This is a genomic window from Rossellomorea sp. ABR4_012 (assembly GCF_056159545.1).
Window position 1 is genome coordinate 362,192 of record NZ_JBSWVK010000001.1, and the last position, 24,141, is coordinate 386,332.

The 24,141-nt window shown below is 40.2% G+C and carries 23 protein-coding genes, 4 tRNA genes and 1 pseudogene; 26 read left to right on the plus strand and 2 right to left on the minus strand.

Going from position 1 to position 24,141, the window contains the following annotated elements; all coding sequences use genetic code 11:
• Positions 1–53: 53 nt before the first annotated feature.
• Complete coding sequence (locus ACXAFV_RS01890) at positions 54–1,346, plus strand: adenylosuccinate synthase (protein ID WP_475124052.1); 1,293 nt, start codon at positions 54–56, stop codon at positions 1,344–1,346.
• 48 nt (positions 1,347–1,394) lie between these two features.
• Here the strand turns inward: ACXAFV_RS01890 and ACXAFV_RS01895 are convergent, their stop codons facing one another.
• Positions 1,395–2,489 (minus strand): ion channel, encoded by a 1,095-nt coding sequence (locus ACXAFV_RS01895; RefSeq protein WP_475124053.1) that lies wholly within the window; start codon positions 2,487–2,489, stop codon positions 1,395–1,397.
• Positions 2,490–2,664: 175 nt separating this feature from the next.
• Here ACXAFV_RS01895 and ACXAFV_RS01900 point away from each other — a divergent pair, with 175 nt between their 5' ends.
• From ACXAFV_RS01900 to rlmH, 18 genes are all read left to right on the plus strand, one after another.
• Complete coding sequence (locus ACXAFV_RS01900; protein WP_475124055.1) at positions 2,665–3,129, plus strand: hypothetical protein; 465 nt, start codon at positions 2,665–2,667, stop codon at positions 3,127–3,129.
• Positions 3,126–3,437 carry a hypothetical protein gene (locus ACXAFV_RS01905; protein WP_475124056.1) on the plus strand — a complete coding sequence of 104 codons (312 nt, stop codon included), beginning with the start codon at positions 3,126–3,128 and terminating at the stop codon, positions 3,435–3,437. Before ACXAFV_RS01900 ends, ACXAFV_RS01905 begins: the two co-directional genes overlap by 4 nt.
• A gap of 1 nt (position 3,438) precedes the next feature.
• Positions 3,439–4,704 carry a glutathionylspermidine synthase family protein gene (locus tag ACXAFV_RS01910; protein ID WP_475124058.1) on the plus strand — a complete coding sequence of 422 codons (1,266 nt, stop codon included), beginning with the start codon at positions 3,439–3,441 and terminating at the stop codon, positions 4,702–4,704.
• Positions 4,705–4,707: 3 nt separating this feature from the next.
• On the plus strand, positions 4,708–5,121 hold the full coding sequence (locus ACXAFV_RS01915) for a DUF350 domain-containing protein (protein WP_475124060.1): 414 nt from the start codon (positions 4,708–4,710) through the stop codon (positions 5,119–5,121).
• Between the two features lie 299 nt (positions 5,122–5,420).
• Positions 5,421–6,167 (plus strand): nuclease-related domain-containing protein, encoded by a 747-nt coding sequence (locus ACXAFV_RS01920; protein WP_475124062.1) that lies wholly within the window; start codon positions 5,421–5,423, stop codon positions 6,165–6,167.
• A gap of 424 nt (positions 6,168–6,591) precedes the next feature.
• Positions 6,592–6,667: transfer RNA gene (locus ACXAFV_RS01925), tRNA-Lys, on the plus strand.
• An 8-nt stretch (positions 6,668–6,675) separates the two neighbouring features.
• Positions 6,676–6,747, plus strand: a tRNA-Glu gene (locus ACXAFV_RS01930).
• A 153-nt stretch (positions 6,748–6,900) separates the two neighbouring features.
• A tRNA-Asp gene (locus ACXAFV_RS01935) sits at positions 6,901–6,977 on the plus strand.
• Positions 6,978–7,195: 218 nt separating this feature from the next.
• Positions 7,196–7,268, plus strand: a tRNA-Phe gene (locus tag ACXAFV_RS01940).
• Between the two features lie 355 nt (positions 7,269–7,623).
• The gene (locus ACXAFV_RS01945) at positions 7,624–9,090 is read left to right on the plus strand and encodes a peptidoglycan DD-metalloendopeptidase family protein (protein ID WP_475124064.1); all 1,467 of its coding nucleotides are present in this window, start codon (positions 7,624–7,626) and stop codon (positions 9,088–9,090) included.
• Between the two features lie 410 nt (positions 9,091–9,500).
• Positions 9,501–10,211: a response regulator YycF gene (gene yycF / locus ACXAFV_RS01950; protein WP_175989852.1), complete on the plus strand. Its 711-nt coding sequence runs from the start codon at positions 9,501–9,503 to the stop codon at positions 10,209–10,211.
• Between the two features lie 6 nt (positions 10,212–10,217).
• Positions 10,218–12,047 (plus strand): cell wall metabolism sensor histidine kinase WalK, encoded by a 1,830-nt coding sequence (walK, locus tag ACXAFV_RS01955; RefSeq protein WP_475124066.1) that lies wholly within the window; start codon positions 10,218–10,220, stop codon positions 12,045–12,047.
• Entirely contained in the window at positions 12,044–13,384 is a 1,341-nt protein-coding gene (locus ACXAFV_RS01960) for a YycH family regulatory protein (RefSeq protein WP_475124067.1), read from the plus strand. Before walK ends, ACXAFV_RS01960 begins: the two co-directional genes overlap by 4 nt.
• Positions 13,385–14,203, plus strand: coding sequence for a two-component system regulatory protein YycI (locus ACXAFV_RS01965; RefSeq protein ID WP_475124069.1), 819 nt, complete (start codon positions 13,385–13,387; stop codon positions 14,201–14,203).
• A gap of 5 nt (positions 14,204–14,208) precedes the next feature.
• Positions 14,209–15,003: an MBL fold metallo-hydrolase gene (locus tag ACXAFV_RS01970; RefSeq protein WP_475124071.1), complete on the plus strand. Its 795-nt coding sequence runs from the start codon at positions 14,209–14,211 to the stop codon at positions 15,001–15,003.
• Between the two features lie 267 nt (positions 15,004–15,270).
• Positions 15,271–16,509: a S1C family serine protease gene (locus ACXAFV_RS01975; protein WP_475124073.1), complete on the plus strand. Its 1,239-nt coding sequence runs from the start codon at positions 15,271–15,273 to the stop codon at positions 16,507–16,509.
• A gap of 129 nt (positions 16,510–16,638) precedes the next feature.
• Positions 16,639–16,797 carry a CxxH/CxxC protein gene (locus ACXAFV_RS01980; RefSeq protein ID WP_341982018.1) on the plus strand — a complete coding sequence of 53 codons (159 nt, stop codon included), beginning with the start codon at positions 16,639–16,641 and terminating at the stop codon, positions 16,795–16,797.
• Positions 16,798–16,891: 94 nt separating this feature from the next.
• Positions 16,892–17,371 carry a 23S rRNA (pseudouridine(1915)-N(3))-methyltransferase RlmH gene (rlmH, locus tag ACXAFV_RS01985; protein ID WP_475124074.1) on the plus strand — a complete coding sequence of 160 codons (480 nt, stop codon included), beginning with the start codon at positions 16,892–16,894 and terminating at the stop codon, positions 17,369–17,371.
• Positions 17,372–17,971: 600 nt separating this feature from the next.
• Here the strand turns inward: rlmH and ACXAFV_RS01990 are convergent.
• A pseudogene (locus ACXAFV_RS01990) lies at positions 17,972–19,024 on the minus strand (recombinase family protein); the annotation flags it as partial.
• Between the two features lie 225 nt (positions 19,025–19,249).
• Here ACXAFV_RS01990 and ACXAFV_RS01995 point away from each other — a divergent pair.
• From ACXAFV_RS01995 to ACXAFV_RS02025, 7 genes are all read left to right on the plus strand, one after another.
• A complete protein-coding gene (locus ACXAFV_RS01995; RefSeq protein ID WP_475124076.1) occupies positions 19,250–19,774 on the plus strand; it encodes a hypothetical protein in 525 nt (174 codons plus the stop codon).
• Positions 19,775–19,949: 175 nt separating this feature from the next.
• Positions 19,950–20,693: an ABC transporter permease subunit gene (locus tag ACXAFV_RS02000; protein WP_475124078.1), complete on the plus strand. Its 744-nt coding sequence runs from the start codon at positions 19,950–19,952 to the stop codon at positions 20,691–20,693.
• Complete coding sequence (locus tag ACXAFV_RS02005) at positions 20,690–21,718, plus strand: ABC transporter permease (RefSeq protein WP_475124080.1); 1,029 nt, start codon at positions 20,690–20,692, stop codon at positions 21,716–21,718. Before ACXAFV_RS02000 ends, ACXAFV_RS02005 begins: the two co-directional genes overlap by 4 nt.
• Before the next feature lie 52 nt (positions 21,719–21,770).
• Complete coding sequence (locus tag ACXAFV_RS02010; RefSeq protein ID WP_475124081.1) at positions 21,771–22,313, plus strand: RNA polymerase sigma factor; 543 nt, start codon at positions 21,771–21,773, stop codon at positions 22,311–22,313.
• Positions 22,300–22,977, plus strand: coding sequence for a hypothetical protein (locus tag ACXAFV_RS02015; RefSeq protein WP_475124082.1), 678 nt, complete (start codon positions 22,300–22,302; stop codon positions 22,975–22,977). The genes ACXAFV_RS02010 and ACXAFV_RS02015 overlap by 14 nt, the downstream gene beginning before the upstream one ends.
• Before the next feature lie 378 nt (positions 22,978–23,355).
• The gene (locus tag ACXAFV_RS02020) at positions 23,356–23,793 is read left to right on the plus strand and encodes a recombinase family protein (protein ID WP_475124084.1); all 438 of its coding nucleotides are present in this window, start codon (positions 23,356–23,358) and stop codon (positions 23,791–23,793) included.
• A 177-nt stretch (positions 23,794–23,970) separates the two neighbouring features.
• A complete protein-coding gene (locus tag ACXAFV_RS02025) occupies positions 23,971–24,135 on the plus strand; it encodes a hypothetical protein (RefSeq protein ID WP_475124085.1) in 165 nt (54 codons plus the stop codon).
• The last annotated feature ends 6 nt before the right edge of the window (positions 24,136–24,141 follow it).

Sequence of the window (24,141 nt, forward strand, 5' to 3'; positions counted from 1 at the left end):
ATGAGTTTGTTTGAAAAAAGAGGGAATACTAATTCCTGTCGGAGGTGCTTAATATGTCTTCAGTAGTAGTAGTGGGTACACAATGGGGAGACGAAGGAAAAGGAAAGATTACTGACTTCCTTTCTGAACACGCAGAAGTAATCGCACGTTATCAAGGTGGAAATAACGCGGGTCACACAATTAAATTCGATGGTGAAACGTATAAATTACATTTAATTCCTTCTGGTATTTTTTATAATGAAAAAATCTCGGTCATCGGGAACGGAATGGTTGTCGATCCGAAAGCATTGGTAAAAGAACTTAAATATCTACATGACCGTGACGTTACAACGGAGAACTTGAGAATCAGCAACCGAGCTCACGTCATCCTTCCTTACCACTTAAAACTTGATGAAGTGGAAGAAGAGCGCAAAGGTGCCAACAAGATCGGTACGACGAAAAAAGGAATCGGTCCTGCCTACATGGATAAAGCAGCACGTATCGGAATCCGTATCGCAGACCTTCTTGACCGTGAATCATTCGAAGAAAAGCTTGCCCGTAATCTTGAGGAGAAGAACCGCCTCCTTGAGCGTTTCTATGAAACGGAAGGCTTCAAAATCGAAGACATCCTTGATGAGTACTATGAGTACGGCCAGCAAATCAAGAAGTACGTAGTCGATACATCCGTTGTATTGAACGATGCAATCGACAACGGACGCCGCGTTCTTTTTGAAGGCGCACAAGGGGTTATGCTTGATATCGATCAGGGTACATACCCATTCGTTACATCCTCTAACCCGGTTGCGGGCGGAGTGACGATCGGTTCAGGTGTAGGACCAACGAAGATCAATCACGTCGTTGGTGTTTCAAAAGCATACACGACTCGTGTTGGGGACGGACCTTTCCCAACTGAACTGAACAACGAAATCGGAGATCAAATCCGTGAAGTCGGCCGTGAATACGGTACAACGACTGGGCGCGCGCGCCGTGTCGGCTGGTTCGACAGCGTGGTCGTACGCCATGCTCGCCGTGTGAGCGGACTGACTGATCTATCTCTTAACTCAATCGATGTATTGACAGGCATCGAAACTCTAAAGATATGTGTCGCGTATAAATATAAAGGTGAAATCATGGAAGAGTTCCCGGCAAACCTCAACATTCTTGCTGATTGCGAGCCGGTATACGAAGAGCTTCCAGGCTGGACGGAAGACATCACAGGATGCAAGACACTGTCCGAGCTTCCGGAAAATGCACGCCACTATTTAGAGCGCGTATCCCAACTGACAGGAATTCCGCTTTCCATCTTCTCTGTTGGACCTGACCGTTCTCAAACGAATGTGGTTCGCAGTGTTTGGAGTGCAAGATAATTTTTTAAAAAAAGAAGCTGATCCATTAGGTCAGCTTCTTTTTTGTATTCAGTTAGTCGCCGTGATATGTTCATACACCCGATCATGGCACACGACATAAAGGGTGTCAGTCTGGTGCAATTCACGGTTGATTGCATCCGTAAAGTCCATACTGTCGTTGACTGCAAGTAATATGGCCCCTTTTTGCAGAAGCTCTTCCGATGCTTGTTTGATCGTTTTCCATTCAGAATTCGGCTTCAGCTCATGAATATTATTCCCATACCGCTTACTCAGCAGCTGCCGGAACAGACTCGTCGTTCCAGGGTGAATCGTCGCTTTTGCCATTAAAAAGGATACCGAATCAGTAGATAGAATGAAATCCTCGACGGCAATATGCTTGAACTTAGGGATATGACGGTCTTCGGAGATTTCGACAATCGTATGGATCTCCTTTTCATATGTTTTTGACAAGCCTTCAACGGCTGAAGCAATCAAGAGCGTCTTTCCATCGATGAGTGATGGGTCTTCGATACGCGAATCGGAAAATATCGCGACTCTTTTGGCATCAAGGATATTCCCCCGCAACAATATTTCTTCATCCGACGGGTCCCCTTGAATATAGTGGATCTGATCATGATCGACAGGCGATTCACTGAGTGTGTCGATCAGCACGATCTCCGCTTCCGGCGAATGAGCGAGTACTTCTGCGATCGCACGTTCTGTCTTCTTGGACCAGTTAATATAGATAAAATGATCATTCATGGTATATTCAAGCTTCCCTTCCCGTTTGTATTTTTGAAAAGTGGTGATGGCATCCACCGTTTTGCTGATCAGGACCCCGATGATCCCGATACCAAAGATAAAGAGGAATATTCCAAGCAGGCGTCCGCCCACGGTGACGGGATAATAATCCCCATATCCGACAGTAGTCAACGTGGTCATCGTCCACCAGAAACCGTCAAACAGCGAAGGAAAGCCTTCAGGTTCCAAAAAGTAAATACCGAATGTACCCAATAATATGATGATAATGGATAACAATAAGATAAAACCGAAATCCATTTTGGATACTTGTTTCCAAAGTCTCATAAAAATGGCCATGCAACCGCTCCTTATTAAGAAATCATAGTATAATAATACCAATAACCGAGTTATAAATGAAACCATTCCTTTTATGAATCGTATACATAGAAGAGTGATTTACGAGATTGTTGTTTTTTGTACGTTGAAGTGTACCATACATAAATGGGCCGCCGATCGTACGACTGCATGTAAAATATAACGATGAATGCGAAAAGAACCTATATTATAATGAAAGCAATGCGCAGGAGGAGAGTAAGAAATGTCGAGACCCCTATTGGAATACCGCCTGCTTAAAGGCATGAACGGTTTTGAACCCATTTATCATTACCCGGATATCGAACTCGAGCAGATCCTTGCCCGCAGGGAATGTGAGTTTTTTGTCAAAGAAGGCATCACTTACAAACAGGTCTCTTCAGCAAAAGAAGGAAACCTCTTTCTTATTTATGTAGAAATATTTGAAGAAGAGCCTGTCAAGGATCCATTGTTTCCGCCGCAGGGGCTGAAACTCGAGATCCGTGAACTGAATATGAGGAAGAATCATCCGATAGTAAAACAGGAAACGTACGAAGATCACCTTGATATTCTGAGTGTCATTGGTTCTGTATATATCTATATAGATGGTGCGGAGTATGAACGGGACTCTGCTGAAATCGATGAAGACCGGTCCGTTTATATCTTATATGTCAAAGCAACAGGCGTAATGCTGGAGGAGGAAGCGCAATGAACAAAACGAAAAAAATGATGGCAGGAGTGGTCGCATCCGTCATGGCCATTTCTGTTACAGGATGCGGAAACAACCAGGAACTTCCGCCGGAGCCGACCGACACCGACTGCGACGACTGGGATTGGGACGACGAAAGCGGAACGTACTACTGTGATGACAGCCGATCCGCTCATTTTGGCTACTTCTGGTTCGCAGGCAGGATGTTTAAAAATAAATCCAGTCTGAAGAATTATTCAGGTTACAAATCCTATTCAAAATCCTATAAATCAGGCATAGGAAGCGGATCGAAAGGCGGTTTCGGCGGGTAATATGGATACTTCCCATCGTGAACAGAGAACCCGCTTTTATGAAACGATATCGAATTTCTGGCATGACCTTTTCGGAATGGAATATGCTCTTTTGGATGTGAAAAATGAATCTCCTGATGTTGTAGCGACGATTCGTGATGCGTCTGAAAAAGTCTATCAAGTGTACCGGAAAACGGCCGGGCTGCTCCGGGAGCTCAGTGACGAGTCCCTGCTGGAGTTAGGTTTCCCCGAAGAATCCCTTTCTTATATAAGATTTAAATCGATTCCCCAGGAATGCATCGTCGGGAGATTCGATTTTGTCGTTGCGGATGACGGCGGGGTGAAATTACTGGAATTCAACAGTGACACACCGACTTTCATTAAAGAGCTTTTTCATGTGAACGGCAAAGTTTGTTCGTATTTTTCATGTGAGGATCCCAATGAGGGGTTTGAAGAGCTGCTGGGCCTTGAGCTGCGGCGTTCACTGCTTGCTTCTTGGCGGACACTGGAGCGGGACGGCTCGCCGAAGATCGTTTTTTCATCGCACAGTGATCATGAAGAGGATTATTTAACGACACGGTACCTTCAGTCATTGGCCGGCGTCCCTTCTGAATTTATCAGTCTGGATCAATTGCAGATCAGGACTGGTCGCGAAGCAGGCGTTTATACTCCTTCCGGGGAGCGGATCGATGTTCTGTACCGTCCAACATATCCCGTTGAGCATCTGGTGGATGACGTTGATCCCGATACAGGTGAAAAAGTCGGCCTGGAGTTGATTGAGCTTGTGTTGAATGGGAAACTCGCTGTGTTGAACCCGCCATCTGCCTTTTTGATGCAGTCAAAAGGGGTGCAGGCTTTGATATGGGGGCTGCATGAGTCGGGGAGTGAGTTTTATACGGAAGAAGAGCACGAATGGATATCTGCGTTCTTCTTACCGACTTATCTGGATCCGGATGCGTTTGAGGAAAGCGGCGTAACGTATGTGCAAAAGCCTGCGTTCGGACGTGAAGGGGATACCGTCAAGATCATCGAAGCTTCGGGTGAGGTTGTGCTTCAGGATCCGAAAGAAACGTATAAAGAATCATTGCCTGTGTATCAGGAATATATCGAACTGCCCCGTTGTGACATCCGGGTTGATGCGGGTGTTGTGGAGGCGAGCCTGATGGCCGGCAGTTTCGTCATAAATGGATCGGCGGCTGCTGTCGGATATCGTGCCGGCAATGCCATTACCGATAACGAATCATACTTCCTTCCGATTGGTGTCGGGGAAGATCAAAAAGGAGAGTAATCAATGCAAATCATAACGAGTGAAGCACTTATCAGTTTTCTTGCCCATGTCGGCACCGGCCTCGGACTCATGATCCTCGGTGTCATCGTATTCGCATTTACCACCAAATTCTCTGAAGCCACACTTATCCGCGAAGGCAATGTGGCCGTAGCGTTGAAACTATGGGGAAAAGCGATCGGGTTAGCGATCGTCATCTACACCGTCTGGGCAAACAGCGTCAGTTTGATCGATGCCTTCGTATGGGGATTGATCGGTATCGCCACACAGGTCATCGCGTATTGGATCATCGAATACGTATTGACGCCTAAAACGAATCTTGCCAAGAAAGTGGAAGAAGGCAACGTCGCGATCGGATTCAGCTTGTTTTCTGTTTCGATCGTGGTTGGGTTGATTGTGGCGGCTAGTTTGACTTATTGAGGTTTTTGGATTGGTATGGAGACCGCAGTTTGGTTCCGGGAGTGGGGCTGGGCTGTGGTTTTTTTGTTTGGGGGGCGTTCTTTGGGTGGTAGTAATCTATACAGTATTGGGTATTAAAATCGACAAATTTAAGGTTTTGATAATATATTTCTATTTTTGATAATAAGTAAGTTGTTTTTGATAATAAAATTAATCCCGCACCTTTAATACCCTCACTGTCAACTTATTTTTTGTTTGAAAAAGGATTTGCGGCATTCGTATCGAATAACTATCTTAGAAAATTAGATTGGAGTGATGAAATGATCGTAAAAGCAAAACAAATTCCCCCCACTATTTTAAAGTTACAAGCACTTTCCCCTAGAATTCCTCCCCACCACCTTAAACATTCATTTACCAAAGAAGATTTAGCAAGGTATCTGGCAGGGTACAAAGGTGAAAAATCTATTGAATATTATCTGAGTTTCCTACCGGATGAAGAATATTATATATTTCATGATATTCGATTATTTGATGGCGAACATTTTTTCCAAATAGACGCACTTGTTTTGACTAAAAGATTATTGTGTATATTAGAAATAAAATATTTAGCAGGCATCATAGAGTTTGACAGGGATTTTAATCAAGTCATTCAAATTAAAAGTGGTCAGGAAAAAGCTTATCCAGACCCAATCACCCAACTGCAGAGGCAAAAAAGTCAACTGAATAAATGGTTAAAGCGCAATAATCTTCCGCAACTCCCCATTCAAGGGTTCGTTGTCTTCAGTAATCCCCAGACCGTCATTAAATCCAAAGACAACTTCACAAAAAATATAGTCATAAAAAATCACATCCTCCCTACAAAAATTTCTGATCTTAAAAACCATCATAAAACGGATGTACTAACGCAAAAAGAAATAAAAAAGATCATCCGTAAAGTCTTGAAGTTAGATACGCCTTTAGATAACTCAATCGTCGAACAGTATCAGCTTTCTAGAGAAGATATATTAACAGGGGTGTTTTGTGAAGTTTGCAATCATCTTCCCCTCCAGAGAATTCATGGGTATTGATATTGCGACCAATGCACTTCTAAATCAAAAGATGCCCATCTTGCAGCAATAAAAGACTATCAATTGCTTTTTGGAGATTCAATCACCAGCACTCAACTAAAAGAATTTTTACATATTAGATGTTCATCGCTGGCAACCCGTATATTGAAATCAGTTTCCTCTTCGATGGAAGGTGAGAAGAAAGGAAGGGTGTATACTCTCCAATAGAAAAAAAGCCGTCAGTTAAGAAGAAACTGGCGGCTTTCTTACGTTATAGAGTGACTAATATTCCCCAGAAAATAATTTTCAACAAAATTCTACAAAAAACTATTGCCCCCTTCCTCCATACGTGATAATATTAATTTCGTTGTCACGAAAGACGTCGCGAAACTTTCGTGTTGATATAGATTTTTGAGACATTCATTTGGTCACAAAAAAAGGTTTTGAGCCATTAGCTCAGTTGGTAGAGCATCTGACTTTTAATCAGAGGGTCGAAGGTTCGAGTCCTTCATGGCTCACCATTTTGCATGGCCCATTGGTCAAGCGGTTAAGACACCGCCCTTTCACGGCGGTAACACGGGTTCGAATCCCGTATGGGTCATATCTTCTTTTATTAGAATGATAGTTTGGTAGTTGGGTAGTTTGTTAATTTGCTAAGGTAAACGAGCTCAATTATTTCGCTGAAGCGAATTAAATGATAGCTATTTTGCTATCCCAAGTAAATGAATGTTATTTCGCTAAAGCGAAAAACACTGGTCCGGTAGTTCAGTTGGTTAGAATGCCTGCCTGTCACGCAGGAGGTCGCGGGTTCGAGTCCCGTCCGGACCGCCATTTTATTTTTACATAATGAATCATCATTTATCCAAGCCGGATGCTTGATTCTATGTAATTCTTACATATACGGATCAGTAGCTCAGTTGGTAGAGCACGGTGAATAAGCTTCATCGAATGATCATCAGCGTACAGCTCGAGCAGCACCTTGAATAATCCTTCTGAGAGCTGGACGATGGACAATCGGATGCTCGCATTAGGAACTAAAATTTTATTACGGCTCAGTAGCTCAGTTGGTAGAGCAATGGACTGAAAATCCATGTGTCGGCGGTTCGATTCCGTCCTGAGCCATCTTACAAAAAGTACTGCGATGACTTTGACTCTCGTAGTACTTTTTTATTATGTGTTTGTAACATGGGTGTAACAAAAATCAACAAAATTCCACTTTCTTCTTCGTTATGAATTTTTATCCTCTGTATCCTTATACCTAGATATATAAAGGACTCCAGCATCAAAATCATGAAATGGACTCATTGAATTTTCCGCCAATTATACAGTTTCATTACAATCGTGATACTTTTCCCCGTATTTCGTCGAATTATGGTAAATTAGTAAAGTACGAATTTACAAGAATATTTACTAAAATTAGGCATAATGAACGACCAACACAGTGATTTTTGCTTTTTAGTTTACGGGAGGCAAGAGAATGAGGTTTGGAGAAGGATTATTACCGAAATTAGAAAAATATAAGAGTCGCTCTTCTCAGTTTATGAAGAAGGTTGCGATCACAACATTAGCACTTTCTACACTAACGTTTTCATCTGTTTCTGCAGATGATTCATCAGATAAAGAGCTGAAGACCATTTATCATGTTTATGTCAACAGTCATTATGTAGGGGCTGTTACGAATCAAGATGATGTGAAGAACATGCTTGAAGATAAACTGGATGATGCTCAAGAAGAGTATAAAGATTATCAAGTGACATGGAATAATGACATCACATACATACCTGAAAATGTTTTCACTGCAAAAACAAATAATCAGGAAGTATTAAATAATGTCACTAAGTCGATGGCTGTCGAAGCCAACGCTTATGCATTGGTTGTCAATGACAAGCCGGTTGCTTATGTAAAAGATAAAGAAGCTGCTGACGAAACGTTGAAAAAGATCAAGTTAAAATATGTTTCTGAAGACGAACTAAAAGAATTAGAAGCTCGTAAAAAGGATACTAATTCTTCTCTACCCGCTTTAAAGGAAAATGAAACACGTTTATTGGAAGTTTCTTTTAAAGAAAATGTAGAAGCGGAAAAATCTTCTGCAGATCCAAAAGAAATTATTTCTTCAGATGAGGCTGTTAATCTTCTTCTTAAAGGAAGTCTTGAAGAGAAGAAGTATAAGGTCGAAGAAGGAGATGTCCTTGGTTCAATCGCTGAGAAGCATAAATTGACTACTGCTGAGCTATTAAAGTTAAACGGTGAACTTGATGAAGAGGGTGCCTTGAAAATCGGCTCAGAATTAAATGTGACAGTTAGTAAGCCGTATGTTCATACGGTTGTAAAAAAAGAAGTAAATAAGATCGAGAAAATCGCCTATGACAAACAGGTCATTGAAGATTCCACAATGAATAAAGGCGATACGAAAGTGAAGCAAGAAGGAAAAGACGGTGAGAAGTTAGTTACTTTCACATCTACAGAAGTAAATGGTTCTCAAACCGAAAAAAATGTAACAGAAGAAAAAGATTTGAAAGAACCTGTGAAATATATCGTTCTTAAAGGAACAAAGGAAACACCTTCACGTGGATCAGGCAGCTTTGCATGGCCGACAAATGGAGGATACATCTCTTCTAAGATGGGACCTCGCTGGGGCAAGATGCATAAAGGAATCGATATTGCACGTCCAGATAACAAGACAATCAAATCCGTTGATAACGGTGTTGTCGTTTCTGCAGGCTGGGACGATGGCGGTTACGGAAATAAAGTAGTAATTGATCATCAAAATGGCTACAAAACGATTTACGCTCACTTGGATTCCATTTCTGTTTCAGCCGGTCAGAAGGTTGAAAAAGGCGAAAAGATCGGAATCATGGGAACAACAGGAGAATCCACCGGAGTTCACTTACACCTCGAAGTATATAAAAATGGATCCCGGATCAATCCATTGGATGTACTATAATAATTAAAGAAGATACAATACGGGACTGACAACAACCACCAGCTGTCAGTCCCCTTTGTTGTATTTGGGTTTCTTTCTTTTTTCTTTTAAGTAGCAAAAATGAAGTGACTATGATAAAAAAACAGGGTATACCCGCTATTTTAAATCGTACTAGGTTTTAAGCCTCTGCAGCTGTTGATTGGAGTGCAAGACGAAGACCCCTGCGGGAAATCAACAGCGGTGTAGAAAAAAATATATGCGATTAAATAGTAAGTTTATGCCTTCAACCTTGGTAAAAAAGACATGAAATCAACCAAACATAGAGTAAAAGATGAATTAAGACGCAGAAAGTGATAAATTTAAAGGAAGAATCCTATACTAAGCAAAATTACTTCAAGACCGAATTTAATTGTCAAAGGAGATCAATTGATATGGATAAAAAGATTTTAGTTGTTGACGATGAAAAGCCGATTGCGGATATTTTACAGTTTAATTTAAAGAAGGAAGGCTATGAGGTTCATTGTGCTTACGATGGCGATGAAGCTGTGAAGATGGCTGAAGAAGTGAAGCCTGATCTTGTTCTTCTTGATATCATGCTTCCGAATCGTGACGGGATGGAAGTGTGCCGTGAGATTCGGAAGAAGTATGAGATGCCAATCATCATGCTGACGGCGAAAGACTCGGAGATCGATAAGGTACTTGGACTAGAGCTCGGTGCGGATGATTATGTCACAAAGCCGTTCAGTACGCGTGAATTGATTGCAAGGGTGAAAGCGAACCTTAGACGACATCAGGCCGGCGCTGCCCAGGCAAGCGACGAGGATGAAAATAATGAGATTACGGTTGGTTCATTAACGATCCATCCGGATGCGTATGTTGTGTCCAAGCGCGGGGAAACGATTGAACTGACACACCGTGAGTTTGAGCTTCTTCATTATCTGGCGAAGCATATTGGACAGGTCATGACTCGTGAGCACCTTCTTCAAACGGTGTGGGGATATGATTATTACGGTGATGTCCGTACGGTGGACGTAACCGTCAGACGTCTTCGTGAAAAAATTGAGGATAATCCCAGCCACCCTACTTGGATCGTAACACGTAGAGGAGTCGGTTATTACTTGCGAAATCCTGAACAGGAGTAAGGTTGAATGAAGAAAGTTGGTTTAACGCGTTCGATCCATCTTAAATTTGTCATGATTTATGTGCTCCTGATTCTCCTGGCGATGCAGATCATTGGGGTCTATTTTGTAAGGGAATTGGAGAATAAGCTGGTTGAAAACTTTCAGACCAGCATAAAAAGCAGGGTGGATCTGCTCGAATATTCGGTCCGTGAAGAGATGGTCAAGGACCGTACAGAGGATGATCCCACGAAGGAAAGTGAAATTAAGAATCTATTGGAAGACAGTGATGAACCCACTTCTGATATTTATGAGATACGTGTAGTGGATGATCGAAGCAGGATCATAGGCACCTCGGATGAAAACAACCAGGCGCTGGTGGGGCGGCCGACGAATGAAATCTCTGTCAAACGGGTCCTTGCCGGCGGAGGGACTTATGATAATATTTTCATCGATAAACAAACCGGAGACCGGGTGTGGGTCCTGACTTCCCCGATTATGACGTCTGAAGAAGTGATCGGTGCGATATATCTTGTCGCCAAAATTGAAAATGTGTATAACCAGATGAATGAAATCAATAAGATTTTCACGAATGGAACCCTGATTGCCCTTGCCATTACAGCCATCCTGGGTGTCTTACTGGCGCAAACCATCACAAGGCCGATATCGGATATGAGAAAACATGCGCTTGCGATGGCTAAAGGAAACTTTTCACGGAAAGTAAAGGTCTACGGCTATGATGAAATCGGTCAGCTGGCGATGACCTTCAACAACCTGACGAAGAGACTGCAGGAAGCCCAAGCTACGACCGAAGGGGAAAGAAGAAAGCTTTCTTCCGTCCTTTCCTACATGACGGATGGGGTCATCGCGACGGATCGAAAAGGACGGGTGATCCTGATTAACGACCCGGCGGTTGAAATGCTGAATGTTTCACGTGAAACAGTGCTTTCCCAGCCGATCGTTGCACTCCTGGGGCTGGATGAAGAATACACGTTCGAAGACCTCTCGAATGAGCAGGATTCTATCATTCTGGATTATAGCACAAAGGAGAAGCCTTATATTTTGAGGGCTAATTTCTCGATCATTCAAAAGGAAACCGGTTTCGTGAACGGGTTGATCACGGTGCTTCATGATATTACGGAGCAGGAAAAGATCGACCTGGAAAGACGGGAATTCGTTGCGAACGTGTCCCATGAATTACGAACCCCTCTGACGACGATGCGAAGTTATTTAGAGGCATTGGCCGAGGGTGCATGGCAGGATGAAGAGATTGCACCGCAATTTTTAAATGTCACGCAGACCGAGACGGAACGGATGATCCGCCTTGTAAACGATCTCCTGCAATTATCAAAGATGGACAGCAAAGACTATCGATTTAATAAAGATTGGATCGATTTTATCCTATTTTTCCATCGGATCATCGACCGCTTTGATATGACGAAGAATCTAAATGTCACTTTTGAACGTTATTTGCCTGATGAGGCGATGTTTGTAGAAATTGATCAGGATAAAATCACTCAGGTATTGGATAATATTATCTCGAATGCGTTGAAGTATTCACCTGAGGGCGGCACGATTACGTTCCATGTGAAAGAAAACAATGGATTCATTGAAATCAGTGTATCGGATCAGGGGCTCGGTATCCCGAAAGAGAACCTGGAGAAGATTTTTGAACGATTCTACCGCGTAGATAAGGCCCGTTCCAGACAGATGGGCGGTACTGGGCTTGGGCTTGCGATCGCGAAAGAAATGATATCAGCACACGGTGGTGATATATGGGCGACTAGTGTAGACGGGAAAGGAACGACAATCACGTTTACACTCCCATACGATTCCGCACAAGAGGATGATTGGTCATGAATTATGAAAAAATAAAATCCATTTTATTAACGCTGCTTGTGGCCATGAGTATTTTCCTTACGTGGAATCTATGGACCTATCAACCTGAATACGATGTGATTGAAAGTACCGAGGCTTTTGATGTATCCATCGGGGATGAAAGAAAAGAGCTGGAATTGATCGAGCCTTACAAAGTCTTCTATTATCATGACGATCAGATCTCAGGAAGCCCGAATGAAAATGAAATCGATAAGGTATTGGAGCAAATGAGCAGCTGGCGGTTATCCGATGCAAAGGACGTCAGCAATCAGTTTTCCCATAATGAAATAGAGGAGCTGGTTCACAGCCCAGGTAAGATAGAATTGGTGTTTCCGGATAACCTCCCTCTTTCTGTTTACAAGCAAGTCATTAAATTTGATGAGGGTAATCTACCAAAGACTTCTTTTAACCGTATCGTGTTCGATATGAATACGAAAAAGAGGGATAGCGGCATAGTCTATTTTGTTTTATATGGAGAAGAAGACAGGAAGTATGTCGTTGAGAGCAAGGTCGATATTGAAAAAATGGAATCCTTGCAGGATATGTTTGTACAGAGGGCCTTATATAATGAAAACTTCCGCGAATACTTTAAGTTTAAAGTGAATGCAAGGAAGACACTACTTCTTCCAATGAAAGAAGATGAGTATTACAGCTATAACTACCGTACAGAGATCTTGGATGCAGAAGATTTCATGAAGGCATTGTTTAAAGATCCAATCAATGTCAGCCGAAATACAACGGATTCAGAGGAAATCTATAGGGATTCCTCCAGCTTGATGAAAGTGAATACGAATTATAACTCTCTTTCATTCGTCAATCCCGGGGTGGATCCGGACCCGGACATTTCGGATGAACAACTGGTCCGCAACAGTATCGAGTTCGTCAATGAACACGGGGGCTGGACCGACCAATTTAAGCTGTTTTCGATCAGCCCTGAAGAAAGTAAAGTCGAATATCGGATGTTTCTATTAAACTTTCCTGTGTTCAGTGATATCGCCGGGACAACTGAAATCTCCCAGGTATGGGGTGCAGATGTGATTCACAAATATCAGCGTCCATACTTCCAACTAGGGCAAGACTATTCCATGTTTTCGAAACCTGATCAGATCAGGCTGCCTTCAGGATATACGGTCCAGCAGGCTCTGGAGGGAAGCAAGATGATCAACCTGGACTATGTTGAAGATATTGCGGTCGGATATAAATTAACGAGGGATATGAATTTTCCCGATATGCTTTTATATGATTTAAAACCTTCGTGGTATTATAAATACAGCGGCAATTGGTTACGCCTGCCTCTTGAAGAATTGGAGGGGGTATAAATGGACTGGAGTAAAACGAAAACGATCTTCATTGTTGTTTTCTTAATCCTGAATATCTTTCTTTTATCCATATTCATTAAAAAAATCTCAGAACCCGAGATTTTAGCGGATACGAATACTCAACAGTCGCTGGAGTCCTATAACATCACGTATCCGGCTGACTTATCGTCATCGAAAGAAACCATCAGTGAAACGAATATCAGCGCGAAGACCAGGAAGTTTACAGATGATGATAAAGAGAGCCTTAAAAATCAGGAAGTGAGAATCCTGAATGATAATACGCTGTATTCCACGCTTGATGAGCCCTACTCTTTAGGTGAAAAGATTTCGGAAGATGAGTTGCAGGAAAAATTGAAAGGGTTCATGGACGAGTATACGATTGATGGAGATCAATATGCTTTCAGAGATTATAACAAAGAAAATCAAACGATCAGTTATAATCAAACCTATAATGAGAAGCCTTTATTCCATAATGGCAGTGCAGAAATTGTATTTGAACTCAATAACGAGAATGAAATTGTATCCTATAAACAGACGATGCTGGAAGATATAAAGGCATTTGGTGAAAAAAGACGCATCATTACTCCTTTGGAGTCATTGCAGATACTTGCTGACAGCAATCAAATTGAACCGGACAGTAAGATTGTAAGTTTCAAACCCGGCTATTCTACTGATGTGCCGATTTCGGACTATCAGGTCCTTACACCGACCTGGAAATTCATTGTTGAAAGAGAAGACAAAAAGCACGATCTTTACTTTAATGCATTTGACGGAAACATGATCGAGTTTTCAAAAAAAGAGAAAGAACTACTGGAGTGAGAGGTATGACCATGCATTTTAGTGTACTTGCGAGCGGCAGTACAGGAAATGCGATATTTGTTGAATCGGAAGAGCACTCCTTCCTTGTAGATGCGGGCCTTAGCGGCAAGGCGATGGAAGGGTTGTTCAGTCAGATTGATCGTAAAATTGAAGATTTGTCCGGCATTCTTGTCACTCATGAGCATAGTGACCATATTAAAGGGCTTGGCGTTCTTGCCAGAAAGTACAAGCTCCCGGTCTATGCGAATGAGAAGACGTGGAATGCGATGGATGGCCTCGTGGGGAAAATCGATACCGAACAGAAATTCACGTTCGATATGGAAACGGCCAAGCATTTTGGCGGATTGAGCATCGAGTCTTTCGGTGTCTCCCATGATGCCGCTGAGCCGATGTTTTATGTGTTCCATCAAGGTGAAAAGAAACTGGTCCTCGTCACGGATACAGGCTATGTCAGCGACCGGATGAAAGGCATCATCTCGAATGCCGATGCGTACGTATTCGAAAGCAACCATGATGTCGGCATGCTACGGATGTGCCGTTACCCATGGAACATCAAGCGTCGTATTCTTAGTGACGTAGGACACGTTTCAAATGAAGACGCAGCAATTGCCATGAGTGAAGTGATCGGTGACAGGACAAAGGGAATCTATCTTGCCCACCTGAGCCTCGACAACAACATGAAAGACCTGGCACGGATGAGTGTGACACAGACACTGGAGTCAAAAGGAATAGGAGTAGGCGAACAAATCGACCTGTTCGACACAGACCCCAAAGTCCCGACGTCACTAGTAGCCATCTGACCCATTTATATGTTTAAATGGATAAATTTAGAGGAACATAAAAAGGTGAAGGCTGCTATGGCTTTTGCCTTTTTATTTTTTGAAAAAATGATAATTTGGCTTATTAATAAGAAATCAACTGCGGTGTTTAAGCTGGTTATTAAGTGATTTTAAAAAGAGTCCTCAATACATAACGAAATTTTCATCATTTTTTAATTAAACCTGACTATAATCAGGCTTGTAAAGATAAAATAACAAAAGGTATATCTGATGAAAGGATGATGGTAGATGGGATATTATGATGATCAGGATTATAATAGAGAAGGCAGAATCAAACAAAAAGGCAACCGGGGCGGTATGTTCCTTGCGGGGCTGCTTGGTGCGATCCTCGGGGCAATTTTGATGATTATCGCGATTCCTCAGTTACATAATCTGAATGTATTACCATATTCAATCCAGCCTGATCAGGATTTGAAGGAGACTGACGAAGAATATCACAATGGCACTACGAAGAATGTTTCGCTGGACGTCACGACGGATGTGACAAAGGCAGTGGAGAAATCCAGTGACTCTGTCGTAGGGATTTCAAATATCCGATCCCAAAGTTTCTGGGGACAGAGTGAATCCCAGGACCAGCAGGCTGGGACAGGCTCAGGAGTCATTTATAAAATAGAGGGGAATAAAGCCTATATCGCAACCAATAACCACGTTATAGAAGGTGCTGACCAGCTGGAAGTGACTTTGTCCGATGGAACGAAGGTGCCGGCGACTCTCCGTGGTGCGGATGTTTGGACAGACCTTGCCGTCCTCGAGATGGATGGAAGCAACATTGATAAAGACAGTGTTGCCGAAATCGGCAATTCAGACGAACTGAAAGCCGGTGAACCGGTCATTGCGATCGGGAATCCGCTGGGTCTTCAGTTCTCCGGTTCAGTGACACAAGGAGTGGTGTCAGGAGTGGAAAGAACCATCCCTGTCGATATCAATCAGGACGGGATGGAAGACTGGAACGCCGAAGTCCTGCAAACAGATGCAGCCATCAACCCTGGTAACAGCGGGGGTGCCTTGATTAATATTTCCGGTCAGTTGATTGGGATCAATTCCATGAAGATCGCCCAGGAAGCTGTAGAAGGGATCGGACTTGCAATTCCAATCAATTACGCGAAGCCGATCATCGAAGATCTCGAACAGTACGGAGAAGTGAAACGACCTGCCATGGGTGTAATGCTTGAAGATGTGAACCGTATTTCCGCTTATCACCAGCAGGAGACATTAAAGCTTCCGAAAGAAGTCAATTACGGTGTCATGATCAGACAGGTGGTTCCGAATTCTCCTGCTGCACAAGCTGGTCTTCAAGAGATGGATGTCATCGTGGAGCTGGATGGTGAGAAAATCGAAAGCCTGATCGATTTGCGAAAGCATCTTTACAATAAAAAAGATGTAAATGACCAAATGAACGTAACATACTATCGCAACGGAGAACAGCAAGAACTTACGATGCAATTGACGGATGAATCACGTTTATAATGAATCGTTGTGGATAAGTAAAAAGCAGGAGGGGAAAAGCACCTTTCCTGCTTTTTCTTTACGTGATATGATAACCTGTGGATAAATAATGTGAGTATTTAAAAATTAAAAAACAAGGAGGAATCCGCTGTGATTTACTGCTGTTTAGAGCACGTGGAGCTAGCCATGGATATCATTGTAGACGAGCATGAAGTAGCGCCAGACTTGAAAGAGTTGTCCAAAGAAGAACAGTTATCCACAACCTGTGAATATTGTGGGAATAACGCAATATATATTGTGGCGAACTAATATTCTCATACAGTATGTGGATGGTTGGTGTGGATATGTGGATAAGTTCTGTGGATAATGTGTTTGTAAATTGTTTGTAAAGTGAGGATGAAGTGTGAATATCACGATTGTAACGGTTGGTAAACTGAAAGAAAAATACTTAAAGCAAGGAATCAGCGAATATGTAAAGCGGCTCGGAGCGTATGCCAAGCTGGACATTATCGAGCTTGCAGATGAAAAAGCGCCGGAAGTGTTGAGCGATTCAGAAATGGAGCAGGTCAAGAACAAAGAAGGAGAACGTATCCTGTCCAAGATTTCACCTGATCACCATGTCATCGCCCTCGCGATCGAAGGGAAAATGCGCTCTTCCGAAGAATTAGCCGACAACCTGGACAAGCTCGCTACCTACGGAAAAAGCAAAGTCGCCTTCGTCATCGGCGGATCACTCGGGTTAAGTGATGAGGTAATGAAGAGGTCGAATGAGACCCTCTCTTTTTCTAAAATGACGTTTCCTCATCAGTTGATGCGGTTGATTTTGGTTGAGCAGATTTATCGGGCGTTTCGGATTAATCGGGGGGAACCGTACCATAAATAGAGGCAAAAAAAGTTGAAGATAAGGTGGCATTTTGTCTTTTGAATCAGTAATTGAGGAACTTTCCTCTGAATAATCCGATTCAATATACAATATGTGGAGAAGTGTAAATGTCTTAGACAGATTGAATTCAGTAAAATCAAAATCAAGTTCAATCTTATCAATGGTCCGAGAACGGCCATCGGCTCGTTTAATTGTGATCTTATTTAGCAGAAGCTGAAAAAGCTGTTTTTTCTTTTCTCTTGGAGATTGTTGAAAGGCTTGGACATACTCTTCTAATAAATGTCTAACCACGTCTGGTGGAATTATTTTCGAATCTGATGAACTTAGTTGAACACTAAGTTCATTTTTCTTTCGTTCTAAGTCATTCCTTGAACTAGTTAACTTCTGTAACCGTTCCTGTAACATGGAAACAGGCAGGAGATTTTGTTCAAATGCTTCCATATATTTTTCTTGAATGGCACTGGTTCCTTTAAGCTCTGTTTCAATATTCTCTAACTGCTCTTTTAACTTCACATTCGACCGAACTGTGTCTTTATTTATATTTTCTAAAGTTTGATGAAAGCTGTCTGAATCGTTTAGGAAAGCTGTTATACGGTTAACGACAGCATCTTCTGCATCGTAGGCTCTAATCGAATTTGCTTTACAAGCTGATGATCCTTTGTTGTGAAAAACTCCACAGACATAATAGCGGTGTTTTCGTTTCTCTCCATCTTTTTTTGTAGAAGTTGTGATAGATGGAACCATTCCGTGACCGCAATCAGGACATCGCAGGATACCACTTAAAAGGAAAGGTTCGTTTGACTGACGCTGCTTAAAGGATTTACTCTGTCTTCGTGCTTGAACAATATTCCAAAGCTCATTGGAGATAATTGCTTCGTGTTTTCCTTCAACTAGGATGGGGTTAACATTTTTACCACGCCTTCTCTTTTTATCCCAGTTCTCAACTTGTAACCATCTGATTTTACCATTATAGATAGGATTATCTAATATTGTGGCAATACCATTAATCGAGAAGTGTTTACCGCGTTTTGTCCTATAATGAGCTTTATTCAAGTGATTAGCTATAGCCTTAAGACCGCTGCCTTCAGCATATAAAGTAAAGATCAGTTGAACAATTTCTGCTTCTTTAGGATTAACAATAAGGTCTTTTTCCACAGAATCGTATCCGAAAACCACTCCCCCATTCCAACTACCTTCTCTAGCCCTCTGTGTCATACCGAGCTTCACATTTTCTGATAAAGTATTTCTTTCCATTTCAGCGATGGATGCCATCAGTTGAACGACAAGTTTTCCAATCGGACTCGATGTATCAAAATTCTCCGAGTAGGAAATGAACTTTATATCATACTCTTCGAATTTATCTAGCAGGACAAGGGTGTCCAACATATTACGTGAAAGGCGTGATATTTTCCATACAAGTACGGCTTGGAATTTATCCTTATCGACATCCGCTATAAGTCGTTGCATTGCAGGCCGGCCCTTAATATCTTTACCACTAATACCTTCATCGACATATTCTTCAGCAATCTGCCACCCATATAGTGATGTATACTGTCGCAAAGTCTGAAGCTGAGCAGATATACTATATCCTTCACTAGCTTGTTCTTCTGTGCTGACACGACAGTATATTGCTACATTTTTAATTTCATTCATTTCATCTCTCCTTCAACTGTTTATAACAGTATTGGTTTAAAAGAGGGGTTAAAATACGTTTCTTGTGATGGACTAAAAAATATATTTTTTATCAAAATTTACATTTAACACCGAACCTATTTAGAGTTTTTAGAGTAATATCTGTAATTATACAAAAATGTAATTAATTGGAGGTGGGCTTTGGATTACATATTTAGAAATTAACATTTATTAAAGGAGGAAATTATGAATAAACCCTATGTATTCTTAGTCATTTTATTCTTATTAATTTCAACGAGTGGTTGTGCAGCCCCAAAAAAGGAAGTTGAAATATCAGGTAATGTTAAGTCTGTTGGCAATAATATATCAGTGAACGGAACCACCAAGTTAGAGAGTGGATCGGAGATTAAGATTGAACTAAGAGAATTAGAAACTGATACTGTGCTTCAAAAAAATACCGTTAAGGTAGATGAAGAAGGAAACTATGGTTTGAATTTTTCTAGAGATAATAAAGAAGAGGATCAAAAATTAGTCGTTTCATTTCATCCAGAAGATCAAACAGAAGAAATTAAAAAAATATACGGTGTAAAAGGTGAAAATATAAGCGAAAACTCAACTGGTATATTTCAATATAGCAAAGAAGGAAATGAGTATACTGGCATCCAAATGTTTGACTTTATTTATAAGGTTGTCAAAGGTAGTACAGGGCAGCGGACTTTCCTACTTGATCACTTTGAGGATCCTAATATGACAGGTGGCGGGGAGGAATAATGAGTAGCCATTTTGCTATTCAATTCTCATGAGAAGATATAAATGGTTAGCAATACCCGCAAAAATGACAGTAGAACTAATGGTCACTTGCTTAATGATTATCTCAATCATAGCTTTCTCAAAAACGTTTCTTATATTTTTGAAGCCGAATTGGTTTCAAACATTTTTCCGGAAATTGAAAGATTTAATCATTAGTTTAATAAACCTTTCAGAAATAAAAATTAGAGTATCAGATTTTAAAACACAAAATTTTTTAGAGGCTTTGGCGGATCCTTACTTCTACTCATCAAAGATTCTTATTTGCGTGTTTCTACTTTCAATTGTTATGGGGATTGGCATTTCTTTAATTGTAGCTTTACTACCAAAAAAAATTCAAAAGCTGGCCAAAGAAATAGCATTCTTCTTTGAGTCTATTCCAGATGTTATATTGATATTTTCAATACAGTTACTTATTATATGGATTTTTAAAAAGTCTGCCATTCTTATAGTTAATCCTATTGGGTATCTGGAAAACATTTATCTACTCCCCATATTGGTAACATCAATCATTCCTTCGGTTGTACTGTTTCGGATGACTACCTTTAGTATTGGAGAAGAACAAAATAAGCCCTATGTTGAATTTGCTAAATCCAAAGGGATAAGTCAGATTAGAATATTAATAGTTCATATTTTTCGAAACGTTTGTTTAGTTGTTTTTTCAAATATTAAATTAATACTGTGGTTAATCATTTCCAACCTTTTAATTACTGAATATATCTTTAATATGAAAGGTATATTTAGTTTTATGTTTAGACACTTAAGTTCAGCTGATGTACTCGCAGCATGTCTACTTTTTATTTTTATTCCGTTTTATTTCATCGAATATTTAGGAGAACTTATATCTAAAAGAGTGTCAGGTCAAGGAGGAGATAAAGCGTGAGTAAACTATTCAAGAATAAAAAGTTGTTCTTTGGGTGTTTCTTTATTCTCCTTCTAATAATTTTGAGTTTAGTATATTCAATATTTTTACATAAGATAATACCGCAGCCACCGGATACCATTTATGGGGAGGGTCATCGTATAGTGGATGTTCCTCCTTATCCACCAAGTAAAGAATATCCATTAGGGGTTGACCGTTACGGAGAAGACATCTTATGGAAGGTAATAGATGGAGCAAAATACACTATCATGGTAGCTCTAATTGTGAGTGTTGTAAGGATAATAATAAGTCTTTTTGGAAGTGTATTATTAGTTTTGTTTCTATACCGTTTCACTTTTTTAATCCATGCTTTCATAAGAGCTTTTAGATTTATCCCTGCTGTCATACTAGCTTATATTTTTTTCATAACCGTTAAACAGGATCCTGATATTCCAATATTAAGTCTGATAACTCAGCAAATATTAATTTTAGGTTTTATTGGAGGCATCCCTCTAACAGGTTACTTAGCAACAGAATTAAGAGGCTTTCTGAAAAATGACTTTATAAAGTGCTCTCAGTCTTTAGGCGCTAATAAAACTTGGCTGATAAAAAAGCATATCTTGAATTATCTTAGACCAAGGCTATTGATTCTTTTCACGCAACAAGTCGTTCAATCTTTGTTGATTTTGGTGCATTTAGGAGTTTTCCAAATGTTTATAGGAAAAGTAAAAACATTGAAAATTATGGATGGAATAAGTTCTGCCGACAGTGTAACATTGTCATTATCAAATGAGTGGTCCGGATTAATAGGCCTTTCATATCGTGAGTTGATGCTTGATCAATGGATTGTATTAGGACCTTCTTTAGCTTTTGTTCTGACAATATATTTATTTAGACTAGTAGAAAAAGGATTAAAAGAATCTCTTGAAGCCCTTGAACAAAAGAATAATCAAACTCCTCAAGAAAAAGAAATTTCAATGGACGAGATTTCAGGTGGTTCATTTACATTGATAGCAGGAAGAGATAATAAAATGCATACTTCATAAATCACCAAAGCATTCTTGTGCCAAAAAAGTCCTTGAGAGGAGTAAAAGTTCATTGTTTATTGATGAGGAAAAAGCAGAAAGGATTTTCAAAGAGTATGGAGATTATGTATTTAGGACTGCCTTACTTTTAACAAAATCACGCAGTTTGGCAGATGACATAACTCAAGAGACTTTCATTAAACTCTTAAGCAAATATGATACTTACGACCAGACTAGACCAATTAAACCATGGATATATACCATCACTATGAATGTAGCTAAGACGGTAATCAAAAAACAAAAGATAATAAAATGTTTTTCTTTCTTTTCTGATGATGTAGCACATGACCAAATTGATTCAGTTGAAGGTGATTTTTTAAAAGAGGAAGAGATTCAAGAACTGTGGAGAATTGTCAACTCTCTATCTTGGAAAAGTAAAGAAATCATAATACTTCATTTTTACTCAGATCTCACGTTAAAAGAATGCTCCTATGTTCTGGGGATTCCTTTAGGTACTGCGAAATCAAGGTTACACACGGCTCTTAAACAATTGAGGCGACTAGAAGTAAAGGGTGAATTTGATTTTACCAAGGCGGGATTATATGAGAAAAGATAATCTTAAAAAGCTATTCAATTATGTAAATGAAAATGAAAAGTCGTCGGTTGAATTTCAAGCAGTATGGAGAAAAGTTCATCGAACTAGGTGGAAAAAAAGAATTCTCCAATCTGCGGTGCATAATATAGCAATATTTATAACCATATTAATCCTCACTCCCATTGTGGGGAATTATGTTATTACTCAAAAACCATTATCTAATTCTTCTCAGTCTAGTTCTGATCATATTTCAAAAATTGACTACAATATCTCTGGAAAAGTATATAACTTCCCGAACCAAATAGTCATAAAGGGGCAGAGTAATTTACCAAAGGGAACGATCATCAGTTTAGAACAGTTAGAAAAAGAGGGAGAATTCATTTCGGAAGATAGAGTTAGTACTAGCGAAAGTGGTTCGTTTCAATTTACAACCGATCGTCTTGACAGAAGTAAGGAATATATAGTGAAAGTATCTGTTTACTCTCATATTCAAAAACAAGACATTAAGGCATTGTTAGGGGATAAAGGGGAGTATTTAAGGAATAATGGATATCTCTATCAGCAAGACGGGGAAAGTTTCTATGGACTGAAGTTGTTAGGGCTTGCGAATAAGATTGACGATACCAACCAATATGTATTATCTACATTTCTACAAAGTCCTAAAGAGTTTGATCCCACCTATTGAAATTTAATTTTTAAAGTCAAATAATCATAGAGAAGTGATGAATTAATTAATCAAGTAGTATGTTCTTATAGTATTAGAGATGGTAGGGTTTATAAAAGTTAAGGTTAATAGATGGAAGAAGCTAAAAAAATCACAAAAACTTTTTGTACTTATATTTGCTATCCTAATGTACCTGGTATATGATAAGGTCAATTCAACAAATAAAAAGTAACTATAAGCGAAGCACGCTAGGTTACATAGTCTATCAATCTATCCGGATTGGTAGCTGTGTCTCCTTGCGTGCTTTTTTTGTTACATACAGAGGAGGAGTGTAATGGACTGTAAATAAGCACACGTATCAGCAGTAGTTATACTACAAAAAATTGGAGGAAATAATAAATGAAGAAGTGTAAAGCAACTGCCGTTTATGCTAGAACTAGTTCAAAAAAGCAAAATTTTGTTTTGCAAATTGAGGCTGCTAGCCCACATCTGAAAGGCATTGAGCCAGAAGGTTTGTTCTACTTTGTGGACGAAGGGGTTTCGGGGTTCTCCAAGCCAGTCGACCTATTAAAACTGATTGACTTAATTAAAAATGATGAAATTGGTACTTTAGTCGTTTATGATCGTAAGCGGTTGGTAACCAGTTTGGATATCTATCTGCAATTAGTCAATTTAATTGATAAACATGAAGTTAAGGTGATTTTTACAGCAACAGATGAAGATATACTTGGAGATATGTTTTCAGAAGGCTTTAAGGCATTGATGATAAAGTATGAAGGTATTATGTTGTCAAATCGAATAAAAGCAGGTAAAAAATATAGAGCAAGTAGAAACTAAAAGTCATATATTCGTATCGTTAATAGCAAAAAAATACAAAGATAAATCGGAAGGACCGTTTTATCTTGTGTATCTTAATTTCCTATGGAGATTAAGTTCTACACAAGATATCCGGTCCTTTTCTTGTTCTTGAAACAGTAGCCTATCATTCTATGAATATCACAAGGAGGGAGAATAGTGAATAAGGCTTTTGAGAAATATGATTTCCCACAATCAAGCCCAAAGAAGGTTATTATTCCGAGAGTCATCAATAAAGATGCACAGTCACAGGTGGCTTTTCAATTAAAGCTGGACTTAATGGAACCGGACTCGAAAGGCAATCTAAAAGAAAAGGAAGTATAAACCTTA